The 19242-nt window shown below is 72.4% G+C and carries 18 protein-coding genes and 2 tRNA genes; 15 read left to right on the top strand and 5 right to left on the bottom strand.

What is annotated here, in order from left to right; all coding sequences use genetic code 11:
- The first annotated feature begins 36 nt into the window (after positions 1–36).
- The 7 genes from gyrA to BMY40_RS27750 all read left to right on the top strand — a co-directional run bounded on the left by gyrA (position 37) and on the right by BMY40_RS27750 (position 7431).
- Positions 37–2691 (top strand): DNA gyrase subunit A, encoded by a 2655-nt coding sequence (gyrA, locus tag BMY40_RS08265; RefSeq protein ID WP_093657115.1) that lies wholly within the window; start codon positions 37–39, stop codon positions 2689–2691.
- A 118-nt stretch (positions 2692–2809) separates the two neighbouring features.
- A complete protein-coding gene (locus tag BMY40_RS08260) occupies positions 2810–3376 on the top strand; it encodes a DUF3566 domain-containing protein (RefSeq protein WP_245769946.1) in 567 nt (188 codons plus the stop codon).
- Positions 3377–3469: 93 nt separating this feature from the next.
- Positions 3470–3543 (top strand) — tRNA-Ile (locus BMY40_RS08255).
- Positions 3544–3772: 229 nt separating this feature from the next.
- A complete protein-coding gene (locus BMY40_RS28260; RefSeq protein WP_217655894.1) occupies positions 3773–3907 on the top strand; it encodes a DLW-39 family protein in 135 nt (44 codons plus the stop codon).
- A 183-nt stretch (positions 3908–4090) separates the two neighbouring features.
- Positions 4091–5548: a vWA domain-containing protein gene (locus BMY40_RS08250; RefSeq protein ID WP_342745063.1), complete on the top strand. Its 1458-nt coding sequence runs from the start codon at positions 4091–4093 to the stop codon at positions 5546–5548.
- 12 nt (positions 5549–5560) lie between these two features.
- Positions 5561–6118 carry a hypothetical protein gene (locus BMY40_RS29050; RefSeq protein ID WP_342745062.1) on the top strand — a complete coding sequence of 186 codons (558 nt, stop codon included), beginning with the start codon at positions 5561–5563 and terminating at the stop codon, positions 6116–6118.
- Between the two features lie 20 nt (positions 6119–6138).
- The gene (locus tag BMY40_RS27750; RefSeq protein WP_143071748.1) at positions 6139–7431 is read left to right on the top strand and encodes a hypothetical protein; all 1293 of its coding nucleotides are present in this window, start codon (positions 6139–6141) and stop codon (positions 7429–7431) included.
- Between the two features lie 84 nt (positions 7432–7515).
- Here BMY40_RS27750 and BMY40_RS08245 read toward each other — a convergent pair whose 3' ends face one another.
- Positions 7516–8946, bottom strand: coding sequence for a serine/threonine protein kinase (locus BMY40_RS08245; RefSeq protein WP_093657111.1), 1431 nt, complete (start codon positions 8944–8946; stop codon positions 7516–7518).
- Positions 8947–9008: 62 nt separating this feature from the next.
- A complete protein-coding gene (locus BMY40_RS08240; RefSeq protein WP_093657109.1) occupies positions 9009–9560 on the bottom strand; it encodes a helix-turn-helix domain-containing protein in 552 nt (183 codons plus the stop codon).
- A gap of 128 nt (positions 9561–9688) precedes the next feature.
- Here BMY40_RS08240 and BMY40_RS08235 point away from each other — a divergent pair.
- Positions 9689–9761 (top strand) — tRNA-Ala (locus tag BMY40_RS08235).
- A gap of 128 nt (positions 9762–9889) precedes the next feature.
- Here the strand turns inward: BMY40_RS08235 and BMY40_RS08230 are convergent.
- Positions 9890–10546 carry a DUF5324 family protein gene (locus BMY40_RS08230; protein WP_093657107.1) on the bottom strand — a complete coding sequence of 219 codons (657 nt, stop codon included), beginning with the start codon at positions 10544–10546 and terminating at the stop codon, positions 9890–9892.
- Between the two features lie 334 nt (positions 10547–10880).
- Between BMY40_RS08230 and BMY40_RS08225 the strand changes: the two genes are divergently transcribed.
- Together BMY40_RS08225 and BMY40_RS08220 are read left to right on the top strand one after the other, a co-directional pair.
- Entirely contained in the window at positions 10881–11408 is a 528-nt protein-coding gene (locus BMY40_RS08225; RefSeq protein ID WP_093657105.1) for a peptidylprolyl isomerase, read from the top strand.
- Positions 11409–11597: 189 nt separating this feature from the next.
- Complete coding sequence (locus tag BMY40_RS08220) at positions 11598–12488, top strand: rhomboid family intramembrane serine protease (RefSeq protein WP_093657103.1); 891 nt, start codon at positions 11598–11600, stop codon at positions 12486–12488.
- Positions 12489–12814: 326 nt separating this feature from the next.
- Here BMY40_RS08220 and crgA read toward each other — a convergent pair whose 3' ends face one another.
- Positions 12815–13072, bottom strand: a complete 258-nt coding sequence (gene crgA, locus BMY40_RS08215; protein WP_093657101.1) for a cell division protein CrgA — start codon at positions 13070–13072, stop codon at positions 12815–12817.
- Positions 13073–13236: 164 nt separating this feature from the next.
- Between crgA and BMY40_RS08210 the strand changes: the two genes are divergently transcribed.
- From BMY40_RS08210 to BMY40_RS08190, 5 genes are all read left to right on the top strand, one after another.
- Positions 13237–13989, top strand: coding sequence for a DUF881 domain-containing protein (locus tag BMY40_RS08210; RefSeq protein ID WP_245769945.1), 753 nt, complete (start codon positions 13237–13239; stop codon positions 13987–13989).
- A gap of 101 nt (positions 13990–14090) precedes the next feature.
- Entirely contained in the window at positions 14091–14276 is a 186-nt protein-coding gene (locus tag BMY40_RS08205; RefSeq protein WP_093657099.1) for a hypothetical protein, read from the top strand.
- Complete coding sequence (locus BMY40_RS08200) at positions 14273–14902, top strand: aminodeoxychorismate/anthranilate synthase component II (protein WP_093657097.1); 630 nt, start codon at positions 14273–14275, stop codon at positions 14900–14902. The genes BMY40_RS08205 and BMY40_RS08200 overlap by 4 nt, the downstream gene beginning before the upstream one ends.
- Positions 14899–16146, top strand: a complete 1248-nt coding sequence (locus BMY40_RS08195; protein WP_245769944.1) for a class E sortase — start codon at positions 14899–14901, stop codon at positions 16144–16146. The genes BMY40_RS08200 and BMY40_RS08195 overlap by 4 nt, the downstream gene beginning before the upstream one ends.
- Positions 16147–16188: 42 nt before the next feature.
- Positions 16189–16929, top strand: coding sequence for a class E sortase (locus BMY40_RS08190; protein WP_245769943.1), 741 nt, complete (start codon positions 16189–16191; stop codon positions 16927–16929).
- A 216-nt stretch (positions 16930–17145) separates the two neighbouring features.
- Here BMY40_RS08190 and pknB read toward each other — a convergent pair whose 3' ends face one another.
- Positions 17146–19158 (bottom strand): Stk1 family PASTA domain-containing Ser/Thr kinase, encoded by a 2013-nt coding sequence (pknB, locus tag BMY40_RS08185; RefSeq protein ID WP_093657093.1) that lies wholly within the window; start codon positions 19156–19158, stop codon positions 17146–17148.
- Positions 19159–19242: the final 84 nt, after the last annotated feature.

Genomic DNA, 19242 nt, shown 5'->3' with positions numbered 1-19242 from the left:
CGGCCGTACGCCGCTCAACGAAGGGATTGACCAGTAATGGCCGACGAGACCACCCCTGCCCCGATCGAGGGCGACGCCGCCCCCGGTCCCCTGGCGCCGCCTCCGGGCACCCCCGTGGTCGACGAGAACGCCGGACTCCGGGTGGAGCCGGTCAGCCTCGAGACCGAGATGCAGCGCTCGTACCTCGACTACGCGATGAGCGTGATCGTCTCGCGTGCGCTGCCGGACGTGCGCGACGGGCTCAAGCCGGTGCACCGCCGGGTGCTGTACGCCATGTACGACGGCGGCTACCGGCCCGAGAAGGGCTTCTACAAGTGCGCCCGCGTCGTCGGTGACGTGATGGGCACCTACCACCCGCACGGCGACACCTCCATCTACGACGCCCTGGTCCGGCTGGCCCAGCCGTGGTCGATGCGGATGCCGCTGGTCGACTCCAACGGCAACTTCGGCTCGCCGGGCAACGACCCGGCGGCGGCCATGCGCTACACCGAGTGCAAGATGGCGCCGCTGGCCATGGAGATGCTCCGGGACATCGACGAGGAGACCGTCGACTTCCAGGACAACTACGACGGCCGCAACCAGGAACCGACCGTCCTGCCGTCGCGCATCCCCAACCTGCTGGTCAACGGCTCGGCGGGCATCGCGGTCGGCATGGCCACCAACATCCCCCCGCACAACCTGCGCGAGGTGGCCGCCGGCGCCCAGTGGTACCTGGAGCACCCCGAGGCCACGGGCGAGGAGCTGCTCGAGGCGCTGCTGGAGCGGATCAAGGGCCCGGACTTCCCCTCCGGCGCGCTGGTGGTGGGCCGCAAGGGCATCGAGGAGGCGTACCGCACCGGCCGCGGCTCGATCACGATGCGCGCGGTGGTCGAGGTGGAGGAGATCCAGGGCCGCCAGTGCCTGGTCGTCACCGAACTGCCCTACCAGGTCAACCCGGACAACCTGGCGCTGAAGATCGCCGAGCTGGTCAAGGACGGCAGGGTCGCCGGCATCGCGGACGTCCGCGACGAGACGTCCTCGCGCACCGGCCAGCGGCTGGTGATCGTCCTCAAGCGGGACGCGGTCGCCAAGGTCGTGCTGAACAACCTGTACAAGCACACCGATCTGCAGACAAACTTCGGCGCCAACATGCTGGCCCTGGTCGACGGGGTGCCGCGCACGCTGTCGCTGGACGCCTTCATCCGCAACTGGGTCACCCACCAGGTAGACGTCATCGTCCGCCGCACCCGCTACCGGCTGCGCAAGGCCGAGGAGCGCGCCCACATCCTGCGCGGCCTGCTCAAGGCGCTGGACGCGATCGACGAGGTCATCGCCCTGATCCGGCGCAGCAACACCGTCGAGGTGGCGCGCGGGGGCCTGATGGAGCTGCTGGCCATCGACGAGATCCAGGCGAACGCGATCCTGGAGATGCAGCTGCGCCGCCTGGCCGCCCTGGAGCGGCAGAAGATCACCGCCGAGCACGACGAACTCCAGGCGAAGATCGACGAGTACAACGCGATCCTGGCCTCGCCCGAGCGGCAGCGGCGAATCATCGGCGAGGAACTGGCGGCGATCGTCGACAAGTACGGCGACGACCGGCGCAGCAAGCTGGTGCCCTTCGAGGGCGACATGTCCATCGAGGACCTGATCGCCGAGGAGGACATCGTCGTCACCATCACGCGCGGCGGCTACGTCAAGCGCACGAAGACCGACGACTACCGCTCGCAGAAGCGCGGCGGCAAGGGCGTGCGCGGCACGAAGCTCAAGGAAGACGACATCGTCGACCACTTCTTCGTCACCACCACCCACAACTGGCTGCTGTTCTTCACCAACAAGGGCCGTGTCTACCGGGCGAAGGCGTACGAGCTGCCGGACGCCGGGCGGGACGCGCGCGGCCAGCACGTGGCGAACCTGCTGGCGTTCCAGCCGGACGAGACGATCGCCCGGATCCTGGCGATCCGGGACTACGAGGCCGCGCCGTACCTGGTGCTGGCCACCAAGTCGGGCCTGGTGAAGAAGACGCCGCTGAAGGACTACGACTCTCCCCGATCCGGCGGCGTCATCGCCATCAACCTCCGGGAGCTGGAGGGCGGCGGCGAGGACGAGCTGATCGGCGCGGAGCTGGTATCGCCCGACGACGACCTGCTGCTGATCAGCAGGAAGGCGCAGTCGATCCGGTTCACCGCCACCGACGACGCGCTGCGCCCGATGGGGCGTGCCACATCCGGTGTGAAGGGCATGAGTTTCCGCGAAGGGGACGAACTGCTCTCGATGAACGTGGTGCGAGCCGGTACGTTCGTTTTCACCGCCACCGATGGCGGGTACGCGAAGCGCACGGCCGTGGACGAGTACCGCGTGCAGGGCCGTGGCGGTCTGGGCATCAAGGCGGCCAAGATCGTGGAGGACCGCGGTTCGCTGGTGGGGGCCCTGGTGGTCGAGGAGACGGACGAGATCCTCGCCATCACCCTCGGCGGCGGCGTGATCCGTACGCGGGTCGCCGAGGTCAGGGAAACCGGACGTGACACGATGGGCGTCCAGTTGATCAACCTCGGCAAGCGCGACGCCGTGGTCGGCATCGCACGCAATGCCGAGGCCGGCCGCGAGGCCGAGGAGGTCGATGCGGAAACCGGTGCCGGGGACGGCACCGATGAGCCCGCACCGGCGTCTTCCCCGGAGACGGCCGCCGAGGCGGCTTCGGAGAACGAGGAGTAGACAGACCGTGAGTGGAACCGCGGGCGCCGCCAGGGGCGGCGACGATGACGGCGGCGCCCGTGGACCGGCCGCTGACGACGCTCGACGACAGGGCGAATCCCACCGTGGGGGAACAACCGTGACCAGTGCCCACCCGCAACCGCAGCCGCAGGCCCAGCAGCACGCGGGCGCGCCGCAGCCGCACCAGCCACCGCAGGCGTACCCGCCGCCCCCGCCGGGCGGCACCCCGCAGCCGCGGGCCGCCCAGGACGAGCGGGGCGACCTCCGGCAGGACGTCACGCGACGTCCGCGCACCGGAGCCCGTACGGTCCCCAGGACGCGCAAGGCGCGGCTGAGGGTGGCCAAGGTCGACCCGTGGTCGGTGATGAAGGTCGGCTTCCTGCTGTCGATAGCCCTGGGCATCTGCACCGTCATCGCGGTGGCCGTGCTGTGGATGGTCATGGACGCCATGGGGGTGTTCGCGGCCGTCGGCGGGACGGTCAGCGAGGCGACCGCCACGGACGGAGGCGGGGGCTTCGACCTCCAGGGCTTCCTGTCCCTGCCCCGGGTGGTGACCTTCACCTCGGTCATCGCCGTGATCGACGTGGTGCTGATGACGGCCCTGGCCACGCTGGGGGCGTTCATCTACAACATGTCGGCCGGTCTCGTCGGCGGCGTCGAGGTGACCCTCGCGGAGGACGAGTGACCCCGGGAGCATCCCGGACGCCGCACCGGAGCGGCCGCGGACCCACGCGATTTTGGCGAGCGGCTGAAGTGCGCTAATCTTTCGGTGCAGCGCGGGGCTATAGCTCAGACGGTTAGAGCGCTTCCCTGATAAGGAAGAGGCCACAGGTTCAAGTCCTGTTAGCCCCACACGGCGGATCGAACGCCCGGCCCCTCTCCGAAGGGCCGGGCGTTCGGCGTTGCGGTTCCGCCGGCGCGGGGAGCCGGCGGGGCGTGCCCGTCCCCGGGGCCGGCGGGACCTGCGGTGACGGCGGGCCGGCGGGCGCCGGCCGCCCGGGTCGGTCGCTCTGCGGGGACGCCCGCTTGGGTATCATCGGGCGCCAGTAGGTCCCAACGTCTAGAAGGACGAGGTAGCGCGGTGAAGAAGCTTCTCCTGATCGCACTGGCCGCCGTCGGCGGGCTCCTCGTGTACCGCCAGATCCAGGCGGACCGCGCCGAGCAGGATCTGTGGACGGAGGCGACCGACTCCGTGCCCGCAGGTTCGGGCGTCTGAGAGCAACCAGTACTTCGCGCGAAGCCCCGGCCGGTCTCCGGCCGGGGCTTCGCCGTTCCCGCACGCCCGGCCGGGGAGCGTGTTGCCGGACCGTGACGGCAACCGCCTTGATATGCGCTTTAGCAAATATATACGATGCTTCCGCAAAGCCACCGGAGAGGCGCGCCCGAGGGGACAAGGCACATGGCAGCACTCCACCGCCGTATGACCGCGGTGTTGAGCGGCGGGGCACTCCTCGCCCTGATCGCGGCACCGCTCGCCGCCGCGGCTCCCGCGGCACTGCGGACGATTGCGGAAGAAAACGCCTCACTGGTGATGGTGCTGGACTCCTCCGGCTCGATGGCCGAGGACGACGGCTCGGGCAGCACCCGTATCGAGTCCGCCCGCCGCGCCGTGGGCACGGTCGTCGACGCGCTCCCCGACGGCCACCCCACCGGTCTGAGGGTCTACGGCGCCGACCGGGCGCGGGGATGCACCGACACCCGCCTGGTGCGGCCGGTGGAACCGCTGGACCGCGCCGCGGTCAAACGCGCCGTCGCCGAGGTGGAGCCCAGGGGCGACACCCCCATCGGCCTGGCGCTGCGCAGAGCGGCCGAGGACCTGCCCGAGGCCCCCGAGGGCTCCTGGGGCCGCCGCACGATCCTGCTGGTCTCCGACGGCGAGGACACCTGCGGCACCCCGGACCCGTGCGAGGCCGCCGGGGAACTCGGCGGGCGGGGGCCCTCCGCGGAGCCCCCGGGGACGCTGCGGATCGACGCCATCGGCTTCCAGGTGGACGGGAAGGCCCGCGAGCAGCTGGAGTGCATCGCCCGGGCCGGCCACGGCTCGTACTACGACGCGCCCGACGCGGAGGCACTGGCCCGCCAACTCCAGCGCGCCTCGCGGCTGTCCGCCGACGGCTACCGCATGGAGGGCGAGCGGATCACCGGCGGCCGGACGGCGGGCGACGCGCCTCTGATCGCCCCCGGCCAGTACACGGACACCATCGGCCCCGGGGAGAAGCGCTGGTACGCCGCGGAGCTGGGCGGCCCCGCCGACTCCGCCGCCGACGACCTCGCCGTGACGGCCGTGCCCCAGCCCGGGGTGCCGGTCGCCTCCATGGACGGCCTCCGGCTCACCCTGGTCCGGGACGAGAAGTACCGGCCGCAGTGCGGCAGCACCTGGCGGTACTTCGGCCGGAGCGCCGGAGCCATGCCGATCACCGCCGCCGTCAGCCGGATCCCGTCGGCCGACGGCGACCGCGCCTGCGACGGGGCCGGCCGCTACCTGCTGACGGTCGAACGGCGCTCCCACGCGGAGTCCGACCGGGGCCGCTGGCCCGTCGAGCTGCTCCTCGCCACCGAGAAGCCCCTCGCGAAGGGCACGGTGCCGGCGCACTCCGAACCCGACTACGGCGCGGGCGGCAAGGCCGCGCCCCTGCCCACCGGTCCGCCGCGCGACGTCGAGGGCGGCACCGGCTTCAACGACGCCCGGGGCATCGGCCCCGGCGTGTGGCGCGACGAACTGATCCCCGCACAGACCCGCTGGTACCGGGTGAGGGTCGGCTGGGGCCAGCAGCTGCGCTACGACGTGGAGTTCGGCAACGAGCCGACCGTCGACGGCCCGGCCGGGAAGCTGACGCGCGTGAGCACCGAGGTGTAAGGCCCCACCCGGGTGCCCGTCCAGTCCGCCGGCGAGTTCGGCACCGGCGCCCTCTACCGCGGCGAGCCGGCGGCGGTGTCCAACGGCACGGTGCCGGTGGCGTGGACCAACCACTGGGAGAGCGCGACCCGTGCGGTGCCGGTGCGGCGCGCGGGCGAGTACCACATCGGCGTCGGCCTCGACCCGGACGCCGCCGAACTCGCCGAGAACGTGGCCGTCGGCTTCGTACTGCGCGTGGCGGTGGTCGGCGAGGAGAAGGCCGGACCGGAGCACGGCGCGCCCGCCGTGCGCGAGCGGGACGGGGATCGGGACGGAGGGGCCGGCCGGGAGGAAGCGGGGGCCGCCCGGGACGGCTCGGGCCCCGGCGGTGCAGGATGGTCGGGTCCGGCCGTCGCCGCGGCGGCCGGGGCGGCGACGCTGCCGGCGATCGCGCCGGCGGCCGTGTACACGCGGTCGCGCGGGCGCGCGGCGGCGCGTACGGGAGCGGCGAAGGACGGCGCCGCCGACAGGGCGGCGGACGGCACGGCCGGCGGTACGACGGACGGCACGACGGAGGGTGGCGCGTGGTGATGGGGCGGGCGGGACGCACGATGAGGAGCTCACTGGCCGCCGCGGCGGCGCTGTGCGCGGTCGCGGCACTGCCGGGAGCCGCCGTGGCCGCACCGTCGGCCGGACCGGAGGACCTGCCCGCGTACGAGACGGCTCCGGACGCCCAGCGCGTCGAGGGCCAGGAGAGCAGCGCCCACGGGCCGGCCATCGAACCGGGCTTCTACACCGACGACATCGGGCCGGGCGAGCGGAGGTACTACAGCGTCACGCTGGACGGGGAGTCCAACGCCTGGATCTCGGCGACCGCCCTGCCCGAACCGGGCAGCCGGGTCAAGAGCATGGACGGCATCGAGGTCGTCCTGGAGTCGGCGGACGGCATCAACTGCGGTGACGGGGACGTGAGTTTCGGCTCCGACGACTCGGCCCGGCCGATCGCCGACCTCGCCGGACGCATGATCAGGAAGGACGGCTACTGCCAGGAGCCCGGCGTCTACCACTTCTCCGTGGAGCGGGACAGCGACGAGACCGCCGACGCCGGCCGCTGGCCCCTGGAGATCTCCTTCATGCGGGAGCCGGGGCTGCGGAAGCAGGCCTCCGGCGGCCCGTCCGAGGCCGCACCCGACGCCGCGACACCGAGCCCGCCGGGGGCGCCGAAGGGGGAGACCAGGCCCATCGAGGGCGGCACCGGCTTCAACGACGCGCCCGGCATGGGCGGGGGCAACTGGAGCGACCGGCTGCGGCCCGGCGAGACCCGCTTCTACAAGGTGCCGCTCGACTGGGGCCAGCGGCTGTACACCCAGGTGGAGTTCGGCACGGCCAGGGCCAGGGGCGACAACGCCCCGTACGTCAGCGGCGCCTTCCGGGTGGACTTCTACAACACCGCCCGCGGGCGGATCGGCACCGACGGCGTGGGCTACCGGCCCGACAAGCCCGCCGCGTACCTGCTGGACGGTCAGCGCGTCGCCTTCGCCAACCGCTTCGACGGCGGCACGGAGCTGGGCGAGACGCGCTTCGCCGGCTGGTACTACATCGCGGTGCACGCGAACGGGAAACTGGCCGAGTCCGTCGACGGCACGGTGCCGGTGGTGCTGCGCACCACCGTCGTGGGAGAGCCGGAGGCCGGTCCCGAGTACGACGGAAACGCCGAGGAGGCCGGCTTCGGGGTCACCGAGGACGACCGCGAGGCCGCGGCCGAGGGGCTGAGCCGGTCGGCCGCGGAGAGCGGCGACACCCTGCGGCTGCTGGGCTGGGCCGGGATCGGCACCGGCACCGCGCTGATCCTGGGGCTCGGCCTGTGGACGCTCCTCGCCCGGCGGAGCGCGGGCCGCGCCTGAGCGCCGGGAAGCGGGGACCGAGGACCGAGGCCTGAGCGCCGAGGACCGGGTGCGGTTCAGGATGCCCGGGTCGGGCCGCCCGGGTCAGGGCGTCTGGGTCAGGGCCCAGACGCCGACGGCGATGAGGACCAGGGCGAGCACCAGCAGCGGGGCCGCCACCTTCGGGGGCGGCCCCGGCCTGCGCGCCGCGTGGGCGCGGTGCTCCGCGCCCGCGGGCCCTGCCGTCGGCCCCGCGGGCGCCGGGCCGGCGGGGGAGAGCGGCTGGGCGGCCGTGTAGGGCCGCGTCGGTGTCCCCGGTGCCGTCGGTGCCGCCGGCGTCTGCGGCATGCCGGCGAGGGGCGGTCCCGGATACGGATACGGCTGGGCGGGGGCCCCGGGGGACGTCTGCGTGGTCTCCTGAGCCAGCGCCGGTGCGTGGGCGGGCGGACGGGCCGGCGCCGGGAACGGCGGGGCCTGCGGCGGCTCCTGGGCGTACGCCCGCACGGGCGGGGGGAGGTGGAAGCTCCCGGTGTCGGACGCCGGGAACGCCGGGGACGCCGGGGAGCCGGTGTCCCCCCGGCCCTCCTCGCCCGCCGGCCCCCGCCCGGGGTTCCCGGGACCCTCCGGGCCCTCGGGGTCCTCCCGGCCCTCCCGGTTCTCCGGCCCCTCCGGTCCGAACCCCGGCGGCAGCGGACCGATCTGGTCGAAGACCTCCACCACCTCCTGCTCCGCCGTGGCGTCCGCCGACAGCAGCTCCGCGGCGGACGCCAGCGCCCTGCGTACGCCCGTCGCCGTACGGAAGCGGGCTTCCGGATCGGGGTGCAGCAGGGTGCCCAGCACCTGCCACAGCGGCTCGGGGAGGCCCTGCGGCGCGGGCGGCACCCCGTGCGCGTACGCCTCCACCAGCGCCTGGGAGTCCGGCTTCTGACCGGTCAGCAGGTACAGCGCCACCAGCCCGACCGCGTACAGGTCGGCGGGGAAGTCCGGTTCGGCGCCCATCAGCTGCTCGGGGGCGAAGTAGCCGGGCGTGCCGACCACGTAGTCGGCCTCGGTCAGCCGTGGTTCGCCCTTGCGCATCGAGATGCCGAAGTCGGACAGCCGCAGATGGGGCCGGCCGGTGCCGGTGGCCTCCAGCAGGATGTTGGCGGGCTTGATGTCGCGGTGCACCACGTCCTCGGCGTGCACCGCGGAGAGCCCCGACAGCAGCTGGTCGAGCAGCGTGCACACGTACGTCGGGGGCAGGGGCCCGTAGTCGCCGATGAGGTGCGCGAGCGACCCGCCGCGGACCAGGTCCATGGTGAACAGGACCTTGTCGTCGTCGGCGGCCCAGCTCGTCGGGGCCAGTACGTGGGGGTGGTCGATGCGCAGCGCCTGCTCGCGCACGAACCGCAGCAGGGTGTGCGCGTCGCTCTGCTGGAGGACCTTGGCGGCCACGTAGCGCCTGCGCCGGTGGTCCCAGGTGCGCCAGACCGCGCCCACGCCGCCGCGTCCGATCGGGTCGACCAGTTCGTACCGACCCGCGAAGACCTCACCCATCGCGCTGTGCCCGCCTCGTCCCTGTCACCGCCGGTTGCCGCCGGTCGCCGTCGCCGCCGTCCTCAGGCCTGGTGCGCCTCGTAGTGCCGGACCGCGTCGGCGGTCTTGCCCGCGCCGTACACCCTCAGGAACTCTGCCAGCTCCGGGTGGCTTCCGGCGAGGGAGTCGGAGGCGTCGATGATGTCGGCCGCGTCCGCGACCGAGCGCAGCAGCGCCTGGATCTCGCGTACGACGCGCTTGACGGTCGTGGCCTGGCCGCCGGAGGGGGTGACGTGGGTGGAGGAGGCCAGCACGTTGCCGCCCGCGGTGCGGCGGATCTCGTCCATGCGCTGGGTGGCCTCGGCCGCGGTGACGGTGCCCTTGCTGACCTCGGCGGCCAGTTCCTGCAGCGCCTGGACCCGCTGGACGACGGCGGGGTTGCCGATCTTCGCCCGCTGACCGCTCATCAGCTGGGAGAGCATGGGGGCCGAGAGGCCGAGCACCGTGGCCAGCCGCGCCTGGTTGAGGCCGAGGTCGTCGATGAGCCGGCGGAAGAGGGTGCCCAGCGGTTCGCCGTACCACTGGCTCTGCAGTTCCCTCGCCCTGGCGGTCGCCTCCTGCTGTGCTGCGTCCATCGCTCTCTCCCCTGTCTCCCCGAGCCCGCTTCGCTGGAGCGAACTTCCGAGCATCCTACGGAGGCGGCGCACGCGGAGCGATACCCGGTCGGAACCAACCCGGGGCATTGGGTACTCTGGTCCATGGCGGGGCTTTAGCTCAGTTGGTAGAGCGCTGTCTTTGCATGGCAGATGTCAGGGGTTCGACTCCCCTAAGCTCCACACCACACAGGCCCGGTGCCGCGGAATCAGTGGATTCCGCGGCACCGGGCCTGCTGCGTGCCGTGTCGCTCCGGCGGTTCGCGCGAAGGCGGCGGACGGGGCCGGCCGGAGGGCGGGCGCCGGAGCCGTCAGCGCTCCTCGTCCGACGGGGCGGCCTCGGAGGAGGTGCCCTGGGTGTCGGTCTGAGCGGCCGTCGCCCCGGCCTTCGGCTCGGCGGACCCGGTGCCCTCCGTCACGGACGCCTCGTCGCCGACCTCGGTGGCGGCCGGGGGCTCGACCAGCCAGTCGGGGTTGGACTGCTTCTCCCACCACTTCCAGACGGCCGCCACGCCGCCGGCGACGACACCGACCACCATCAGCCGCTTGAACGCCCGGCCCCGGCGCGCCCGGCGGGCCTTGCGCCGCGCGAGCTTGCGGATGTCCTCGGCGGTCAGCTCGCCGCGCAGCGCGGCGACGGCCGCGGTGGAGCGGGCCACCGCCGCCTCCCGGACCGGGCCGGCCACGGTGCGGGCCGCCTCGACGCGGGGAGCCGCGTACTCGCCCGCCGTACGCGCCACCTCGCGGGTGCGGTGGGCCGCCCGGGCGGCGGCCATGTCGACCGCGGGGGGCAGGGTCTCGCGGGCTTGCTCCAGCCGCGGCGCGACACGGGCGGCGTACTGCCCGCGCACCGTGGACCGGGCCTGTCCGGCCGCGAGGGCCACCTTCGGCGCCACCGCTTCCGCGGCGTGCCGCACGGTCTCCCTCGCGTTGTCGGTCGCGCTGCGCACGCTGTCCATGCGGGTCACGGGATCTCCTCCTCATCGGTGGCGTGTGTCTTCCGCCTTCCACCCATGGTGGAGATCATGCCTTCACAACAGTGTCGAGGCATGTCTCAACGGGCATACGGGCTATGGCGTATTTCTGCCGTTGGCGCCATTCGTGCCGTTCCCGCTGCTCGCGCCGTTTCCCGCGTCCGCTCCCTCCGCGTCCTTCCCGTCGTTCCCCCGTTCCTGGGATTCCTCCGGCCCATGCGGGTCGCGGGGCCCCGCGACCCGTTCGGCCGCACCCCCGCCGCACGGCGCCGGGGGTGCGGCTGTGCGAGGATCGGGGGGTTCCGAAAGCGCAGATGGAAGGTAGACCGTGGCCGAGCAGCTCTACGCCACCCTGAGGACCAACCAGGGCGACATCACCATCCGGCTCTTCCCGGACCATGCCCCGAAGACGGTCAAGAACTTCGTCGAGCTCGCCGAGGGGAAGCGCGAGTGGACCCACCCGGCCACCGGGAAGAAGTCCACGGACCGGCTGTACGACGGCACGGTCTTCCACCGGGTGATCAGCGGCTTCATGATCCAGGGCGGCGACCCGCTGGGCAACGGCACCGGCGGCCCGGGCTACGAGTTCGGTGACGAGTTCCACCCGGACCTGGCCTTCAACAAGCCGTACCTGCTGGCGATGGCCAACGCCGGCCCGGGCACCAACGGGTCGCAGTTCTTCATCACCGTCTCCCCGACGGCATGGCTGACCGGCAAGCACACCATCTTCGGCGAGGTCGCCGACGAGGCGGGCCGGCGGGTCGTGGACGCCATCGCGACCACCCCGACCAACCAGCGCACCGACCGTCCGCTGCAGGACGTCGTGATCGAGTCGGTGATGATCGAGAAGCGCTGAGCGGCGCCGACGGGCGCCGAGCGCCGAGAGGCCCGGTCTCGCGCACGCCGCGCGGGCCGGGCCGCCCTGCGGGAACCCGCCGCCTTGTCCGTCCGTAGGACGGAGAGGGCGGTGTTCTCCGTCCGTGTGGGTATGCCAGCCCGTGGGCGGGGCGTGCCGTGTCCGTCGTGAGGGGGCGTTGAGGTGGCCATGGAGGACCAGCAGGACGGGGAGCGGCCGGCGATGCCGCGCTGCTACCGTCACCCGGACCGGGAGACCGGTATCTCCTGTGCCCGCTGCGACCGGCCGATCTGCCCCGAGTGCATGATCCCCGCCTCGGTCGGCTACCAGTGCCCCGAGTGCGTGCGCGGCGGCTCCGGTACGGACCGCGCCGCGGGCGACGCCCGGCCGCGCACCCTGGCGGGCGGCACCGTCGCCGCCGACCAGCGCCTGGTCACCAAGGTGCTGCTGGGGATCAACGTGGCGGTGTTCTTCGCGGTGCTCGCGGCCGACGACCGCTCGCTGCTCGGCGCGCTGACGATGCTGGGCTACGCCTACGATCCGGCGGCGGCCGACTGGGTCGGAGTCGCGGACGGCGAGTGGCACCGCATGCTGACCTCCGCCTTCCTGCACCAGGAGATCTGGCACATCGGCTTCAACATGCTGGCGCTGTGGTGGCTCGGCCCGCAGCTGGAGGCGGCGCTGGGCCGCTGGCGGTTCCTGGCGCTGTACCTGCTGTCCGCGCTGGGCGGCAGCGCCCTGACGTATCTGCTCGCCGCGCAGAACCAGGAGTCGCTGGGCGCCTCGGGCGCGATCTACGGGCTGTTCGGCGCCACCGCCGTGCTGGTGCGGCGGATGCGGTACGACATGCGCCCCATCCTGGTGCTGCTGGTGATCAACCTGTTCATCACCTTCAGGCTTCCGAACATCGCCTGGGAGGCCCACATCGGCGGCCTGGTGGTGGGAGCGGTCATCGCCTACGCGATGGTGTACGCCCCGCGCGCCCGGCGCGCGCTGGTGCAGTACGGGACCATGGCCGCGGTGCTGCTGGTGATCGCGGTCGTCTGCGTGGTCCGTACGGTGGAGCTGCTCGGCCGCTGATCGCGGCCACCGACGCTGCGCGCAGAGCTGTGGCCAGAGGTTATCCACAGCAGGTGACCGATCCTGTGCATGGTGTGGGCAGCCGTCGACGCGGGCCGTCGCGGCCGTGCACATGCGTGTTTCCCCAGGAAGACGGGGGCTGGGCCCCTTTGTCTACCGAGGGTCACCGGTCATAACGACAGACAGGCTGGAAAAGTTATCCACAGATCTTCTGAAGTTTTCCCAGGGCTGTGGAAGACCTGTGGATAACGCTGCCGCTGGCCGTGCCGGGCCGTGCCGGGCCGTGACCGGGGGCCGGCGATGTTGCGGCGGTGCCGCGGTCGCGGCTACTTCCACTGCGTGGAGACGACGAACCCCGCCGCGATGAAGCCGAAGCCCACCACGATGTTCCAGTTGCCGATCGACTGGACCGGCAGGTCGCCCGTCGTCACGTAGAAGACGACGATCCATGCGAGCCCGATCAGGAACAGCGCCAGCATCAGCGGTGCGACCCAGCTCCGCCCCGAGGCGAGGCTGATGTTCGTGGCCTGCTTCGCCGGCGGCGGCGTGAACTCGTCCTTCTTGCGGATCCGTGACTTCGGCACGAGGGACTCTCCTGTCGATGCGCTGCGTGACCGCGAGGGCCTGTTCGTGGTGGCCCTCCCCCCGGTCGGGGTCCGGTTCGGGATCCGGAGGGAGGCCGGGGAGGGGACGATCCCTGATTCCGTTAGCGTAGTACTTCCGCGTGCTGGAAGGAGACAAGGGTAAGGTGACCGATTCCCGCTTCCGGCCCGTGCGGCTCGCCACGGCGGGCGTCTTCGCCCTCGCGGGCTTCCTCTTCTGGGTCAGCTTCAACACCGCGCAGGGCACCGATCTGCGCACCGACGACTCGATGCTGCGCCTGTCCGACCTCATCGAGGAACGCAGCGACGACATCGAGGCGCTGAACGAGTCCGTGGGCGCTCTGCGCCGCGAGGTCGACGCCCTCGCCCGGCGCGACAGCGGCGGCACGGAGACCGAGAAGCGCGTCTTCGAGGAACTGGAGCGGGCGGCCGGGACCAGGAAGCTCTCCGGATCCGGTCTCACCGTCACACTCGACGACGCCCCGCCCGACGCCACCGCCCGCATGCCCGGCATCCCCGAGCCCCAGCCCAACGACCTCGTCGTCCACCAGCAGGACCTCCAGGCCGTGGTCAACGCGCTGTGGGCGGGCGGGGCCGAGGGCATGAAGGTCATGGACCAGCGGCTGATCTCCACCAGCGCGGTGCGCTGCGTGGGCAACACCCTCATCCTCCAGGGCCGCCTGTACTCCCCGCCGTACACCGTCACCGCCGTCGGCGACCCCGACCGGATGCGCGAGGCGCTGGACGCGGCGCCCGCCGTCCGCAACTACCGGGAGTACGTCAACGCCTACGGTCTGGGCTGGTCGGTCGACGAACACGACGAGGTGACCCTCCCCGGCTACTCGGGCGCGGTCGACCTGTCCCGGAGCACACCGGTGGGCGAGGCGGCCGGCGGCTGAACCCGGGGTGGCCTGTGACGCATTGCGGGACTTGTGCCTCCCGTCGGGCCCGCGTACCCGTACTCTGGTTGCGCGAGTAACAGAAGGGACGGCTACACGGCATGTACGGCTGGATCTGGCGGCATCTGCCGGGCAACACGCTCGTACGGGCGCTGCTCTCGTTCGTACTGGCCCTGGCGGTTGTCTACGTGCTCTTCCAGTACGTCTTCCCCTGGGCGGAGCCCCTGCTCCCGTTCAGCGACGTGACGGTCGACGAGGGCCGCGCCGGATCGGGGCAGGCACGATGAGCGCGCGCATCCTGGTCGTCGACAACTACGACAGCTTCGTCTTCAACCTCGTCCAGTACCTCTACCAGCTCGGCGCCGAGTGCGAGGTGCTCCGCAACGACGAGGTCCGCCCCGAGCACGCGCGGGACTCCTTCGACGGGGTGCTGCTCTCCCCCGGGCCGGGCACGCCCGAGGAGGCCGGGGTCTGCGTCGAGATGGTCCGGCACTGCGCCGCGACCGGTGTGCCGGTCTTCGGCGTCTGCCTGGGCATGCAGTCCATGGCCGTGGCGTACGGCGGCGTGGTGGACCGGGCGCCGGAACTGCTGCACGGCAAGACCTCGCCGGTCAGCCACGGCGACGGCGGTGTCTTCGCCGGGCTGCCCTCCCCCTTCACCGCCACCCGGTACCACTCGCTCGCCGTCGAGCCCGCCACCGTCCCGGCGGAGCTGGAGGTCACCGCGTGGACGGAGACGGGCGTCGTCATGGGGCTGCGCCACCGCGAACTGCCGGTGGAGGGAGTGCAGTTCCACCCCGAGTCGGTGCTCACCGAGTGGGGCCACCTGATGCTCGCCAACTGGCTCGCGGAGTGCGGTGACACCGGCGCCGTGGAGCGCTCGCGGGGGTTGGCCCCCGTGGTCGGGGCGTGACGGCCCTGCGTCCGGAGGGCACCTACGGGGGTGACCCGCTCACCGGGCGCCACCGGGCCGGCCCGCCCGCCGACGCCTATGCGGAGCAGGCCGAGCAGCAGGCCTTCGAGGCCGCGGTGGGACGGCTCGCCGACCCGCTGAACGACCCGCTGCCGGGACAGGAGCCGGTGCGGGGGGAGGAGCGGCCGGAGGCGTACGCGCCGCGGTACGCGCCCTACGCCCGGCCGCACACCGAGCCGCATGCCCAGCCGTACGCGGAGCCCCGTGCGGAGCCCTACGCGGAGGCGTACCGACCGGCCGCCCCGGCTCCCGGGCCCGTGCCCGTGCCCGCCCCCGAGCCCGCACCGGGGCCCGCGCCCGCACCCGCCCTCGACGACCGGACCATGGCGCTCCGGCAGGCGCACCTCCCGACGGACGAGACGATGGCGCTGCGCCGGGTGGAGGCCGTACACCCGGCCCAGCGCGAGGAATCCCCCGCTCCCGCCTCCGGTTCCGCGCCGGCGGCCGGTGCGCCCCGGCCCGGCGGCCGCGCCGCGCGGCGGCGGGCCCAGCGGGCGAGCCGGGAGAGCCCGATGGTGGTCGCCAGCCGGGTCGTCGGAGAGCTGTTCATCACACTCGGCGTGGTGATGCTGCTGTTCGTTTCCTACCAGCTGTGGTGGACGAACGTGATCGCCGACCGCCAAGCGGGCGACGAGGCGAAGAAGCTGGAGCAGCGGTGGGGCGAGAAGGGGGACGGGAACCGCGACCCCGGGGCGTTCTCCGCCGGCCAGGGGTTCGCGATCATGCACATCCCCAAGCTGGACGTGAAGGTGCCCGTCGCCGAGGGCGTGGACGAGGACGGCGTCCTCGACCGCGGCATGGTCGGCCACTACGGCGAGGAGCCCCTGAAGACGGCGATGCCCTGGGACGAGAAGGGCAACTTCGCGGTGGCCGGGCACCGCAACACCCACGGCGAGCCGTTCCGCTACATCAACAAGCTCGACCCGGGCGACCCGATCGTGGTGGAGACCAAGGACACCTACTACGTCTACGAGATGGCCAACCGCCTCGACTCCACCCTGCCGTCGAACGTCAGTGTCATCGACCCCGTCCCCAAGGGGTCGGGGTTCACCGGACCCGGGCGGTACATCACCCTGACCACCTGCACACCCGAGTTCACCTCGAAGTACCGGATGATCGTCTGGGGGAAGCTGGCCGAGGAGCGCCCGCGCAGCGAGGGGAAGCCGGACGCCCTCGTCCGATAGCCTGCGCGCAGGAACTGCGGAGGGGAACGGGCGGTGCGTCGGGTGGCAGTGATCGACCAGGACAACGGTGCGCGGACGGATCCGCCTCCCGCACCCCGCCGCGGGCGCCCGCGGCTCGCCGCCGTCGTCAGCCTTCTGGGTGAGCTGCTGATCACCACCGGTGTGGTGCTGGGCCTCTTCGTCGCCTACTCGCTGTGGTGGACGAACGTGCTCGCCAACCGCGAGGCCGAGCGCGACGGCAACGAGGTGCGCGAGAGCTGGGCGAAGGACGGGCCGGCCGGCGAGGGGAAGAAGGAGTACGAGGGCGGGGACGGCGTCGGCTTCCTCCATGTGCCCTCGATGGGCGGCGAGGTGCTGATCAAGAAGGGCACCGACACCGAGAAGCTGAACAAGGGCGTCGCCGGCTACTACACCGACCCCGTGGAGGCCACCCCGCCGTGGGAGGGCAAGGGCAACTTCTCGCTGGCCGCGCACCGCGACGGCCACGGCGCCAAGTTCCACGACATCCACAAGATCGCCAAGGGTGACCCGATCGTGGTGGAGACCGAGGACACCTGGTACGTCTACAAGGTCTACGAGACGCTCCCCAAGACCTCCAAGTACAACGTCGGCGTGCTGGCGGACGTACCCGAGGAGTCCGGGAAGAAGAAGGCCGGCCGGTACATCACCCTGACGACCTGCACCCCCATCCTCACCTCCGACTACCGCTACATCGTGTGGGGCGAGCTGGTGCGTACCGAGAAGGTGGACGAGCAGCGCACCCCGCCCGAGGAACTGCGCTGACCGGTACGCGCTGACCGGCGCCCGCGGCGGTCGGTGTGCGTACCGCCCGCCTGCTGCCCGCCCGTCCGCCCGGGGAACGGAAACGGAACGCCCGAGGGCCCCGACCGGTCGCTTCCGGTCGGGGCCCTCGGCTGTGCGCTGTATGCGGAGTCCTGCGTGCGGGGCCCCGAGTACGGGCCCCGCGTGCGGGCCGCGGGCGGTGGACGCCCGGCGGGATCAGTCGTCCCCGCCGGTCATCCCCTCGATGAAGCCGCCGCCCGGCCCGCCGCCGCCGTTTCCGCCGCCCCCGTTCCCGCCGCCGCCGAAGGTGCGCACGGTGACCGTGTCGCCCTTCTTGAGCTGGGTGCCGGCGGGCGGGTCGGTGGTGAGGACGACGGCGTTGCCGTCGTCGGGGCCCGACACGGCGACGTTGAAGCCGGCGTCCTGGAGCGTCTTGCGGGCGTCCTTGAGCGGTGTCCCCGCCGGGATGCCGGGGACGGCCACCTGCTCCTCCGCGGGCGCCTTGGCCACGATCAGGGTGATGGTGGAACCGGCCTCGGCCTTCTGGTTGGCGGGCAGGCTCTGCTGGAGCACGGTGTTCGGAGGCTTCTCCCCGTTCTCCTGCTCGGCCCGCTCGACGACGAAGCCCAGATTCTCCAGCTGGCTCTTCGCGGACTCGAAGTCCTGCCCCACGACGGGCGGCACGGTCGGCCGCTCGTCCTCCCGGGCCACCGTGATGGTGACGGTGGCGCCCGGCTTGGCCTTCTCGCCGCTCGCCGGATCCTGCTCGGTGACGGTGCCGGCCGGCTGCTCCGAGACCTCGGTCTCGCGCTTGACCTCGAAGCCCGCGTCCTTCAGCTCCTGCTCGGCGTCGTCCGCCGTCTCGCCGACGACGTCCGGGACCTCGACCTCGCTGGGGCCCTTGGACATGATCAGGGTGATCGTCTCACCCTCCTCGACCTCGGTGCCGGCCACCGGATCGGTCTTGCAGACGGTGCCCTTCTTCTCCTCGCAGAACTCGCTGGCGCCCTTGGCGACCTTGAGTCTGGAGTTGACCGCCTTCTGCTCGGCCTCCTCGAAGGTGTCCCCGATCAGGTTCGGCACCTCCGGGTTGTTGTCGGTGGGGCTGAAGATCACCTTGCCGATGAAGATCGCGCCGACCAGCACCAGGATGCCGCCGAGGACCAGCAGGATCGTGGAGAGCTGGTTGCGTCTCCCGCCGCCGCGCCGCCGGTCGGGCCGCTCGTCGTAGCCGTAGCCGCCGTCGTCGTCGCGCATCGGCGGCAGCATCGACGTCTGCGCGGACGCCGGGGCCGCGGCGCGCAGCGCGGTGGTGGGCTGGTCGTCGGGGTGGTAGCCGCCGCCCGTGCCGTAGGCGGCCGCCCCCATGGCGGCCGCGGCGCCGACCGGCTGGCCGTCGAGGGCCGCCTCGATGTCGGCGCGCATCTCGTCGGCGGACTGGTAGCGGTAGTCCGGGTCCTTCACCAGCGCCTTGAGGACGATGGCGTCCATCTCGGGCGTGATCTCGGGATCGAAGGAGCTGGGCGGCTGCGGCTCCTCGCGCACGTGCTGGTACGCCACCGCGACGGGGGAGTCCCCGACGAACGGGGGTCTGACCGTCAGCAGCTCGTACAGCAGGCAGCCGGTGGAGTACAGGTCGGAGCGGGCGTCGACCGTCTCGCCCTTGGCCTGTTCCGGGGAGAGGTACTGGGCGGTGCCGATGACGGCGGCGGTCTGGGTCATGGTCATGCCGGAGTCGCCCATGGCGCGGGCGATGCCGAAGTCCATCACCTTGACCTGCCCGGTGCGCGTCAGCATGACGTTCGCGGGCTTGATGTCGCGGTGGACGATGCCGTTGCGGTGCGAGTACTCCAGTGCCTGGAGGATGCCGACGCACATCTCCAGGGAGCGCTCGGGCAGCAGCTTGCGCCCGGAGTGCAGCAGCTCGCGCAGGGTCGAGCCGTCCACGTACTCCATGACGATGTACGGGATGGAGATCCCGTCGACGTAGTCCTCGCCGGTGTCGTAGACGGCGACGATCGCCGGGTGGTTGAGGGAGGCGGCGGACTGTGCCTCACGGCGGAAGCGGGCCTGGAACGTGGGGTCGCGCGCGAGGTCCACCCGGAGGGTCTTCACCGCGACGGTGCGGCCCAGGCGGGTGTCGTGGGCGAGGTAGACCTCGGCCATACCACCCCGGCCGAGCACCGAGCCCAGCTCGTACCGGCCGCCGAGGCGACGCGGCTCTTCCATAGTCTCCAGCCCTCTCCGTGCGTCCTGACCGTCTCCCTGCGCGGTCCGGCGGTGCTGCTCGGCATACGGTACCCGGACCGTGTG

This window comes from Streptomyces radiopugnans (genome assembly GCF_900110735.1).
Lineage (GTDB): Bacteria > Actinomycetota > Actinomycetes > Streptomycetales > Streptomycetaceae > Streptomyces > Streptomyces radiopugnans.
The sequence above is the reverse complement of the archived record's forward strand: the minus strand, read 5'-3'. Positions and strand labels throughout refer to the sequence as shown.

Coding starts and splice junctions, on each gene's coding strand:
- gyrA (WP_093657115.1), top strand. CDS start 37: ATGGCCGACGAGACCACCCCTGCCCCGATCGAGGGCGACGCCGCCCCC.
- BMY40_RS08250 (WP_342745063.1), top strand. CDS start 4,091: ATGGCAGCACTCCACCGCCGTATGACCGCGGTGTTGAGCGGCGGGGCA.
- BMY40_RS27750 (WP_143071748.1), top strand. CDS start 6,139: ATGAGGAGCTCACTGGCCGCCGCGGCGGCGCTGTGCGCGGTCGCGGCA.
- BMY40_RS08245 (WP_093657111.1), bottom strand. CDS start 8,946: ATGGGTGAGGTCTTCGCGGGTCGGTACGAACTGGTCGACCCGATCGGA.
- BMY40_RS08240 (WP_093657109.1), bottom strand. CDS start 9,560: ATGGACGCAGCACAGCAGGAGGCGACCGCCAGGGCGAGGGAACTGCAG.
- BMY40_RS08220 (WP_093657103.1), top strand. CDS start 11,598: ATGGAGGACCAGCAGGACGGGGAGCGGCCGGCGATGCCGCGCTGCTAC.
- BMY40_RS08205 (WP_093657099.1), top strand. CDS start 14,091: ATGTACGGCTGGATCTGGCGGCATCTGCCGGGCAACACGCTCGTACGG.
- BMY40_RS08200 (WP_093657097.1), top strand. CDS start 14,273: ATGAGCGCGCGCATCCTGGTCGTCGACAACTACGACAGCTTCGTCTTC.
- pknB (WP_093657093.1), bottom strand. CDS start 19,158: ATGGAAGAGCCGCGTCGCCTCGGCGGCCGGTACGAGCTGGGCTCGGTG.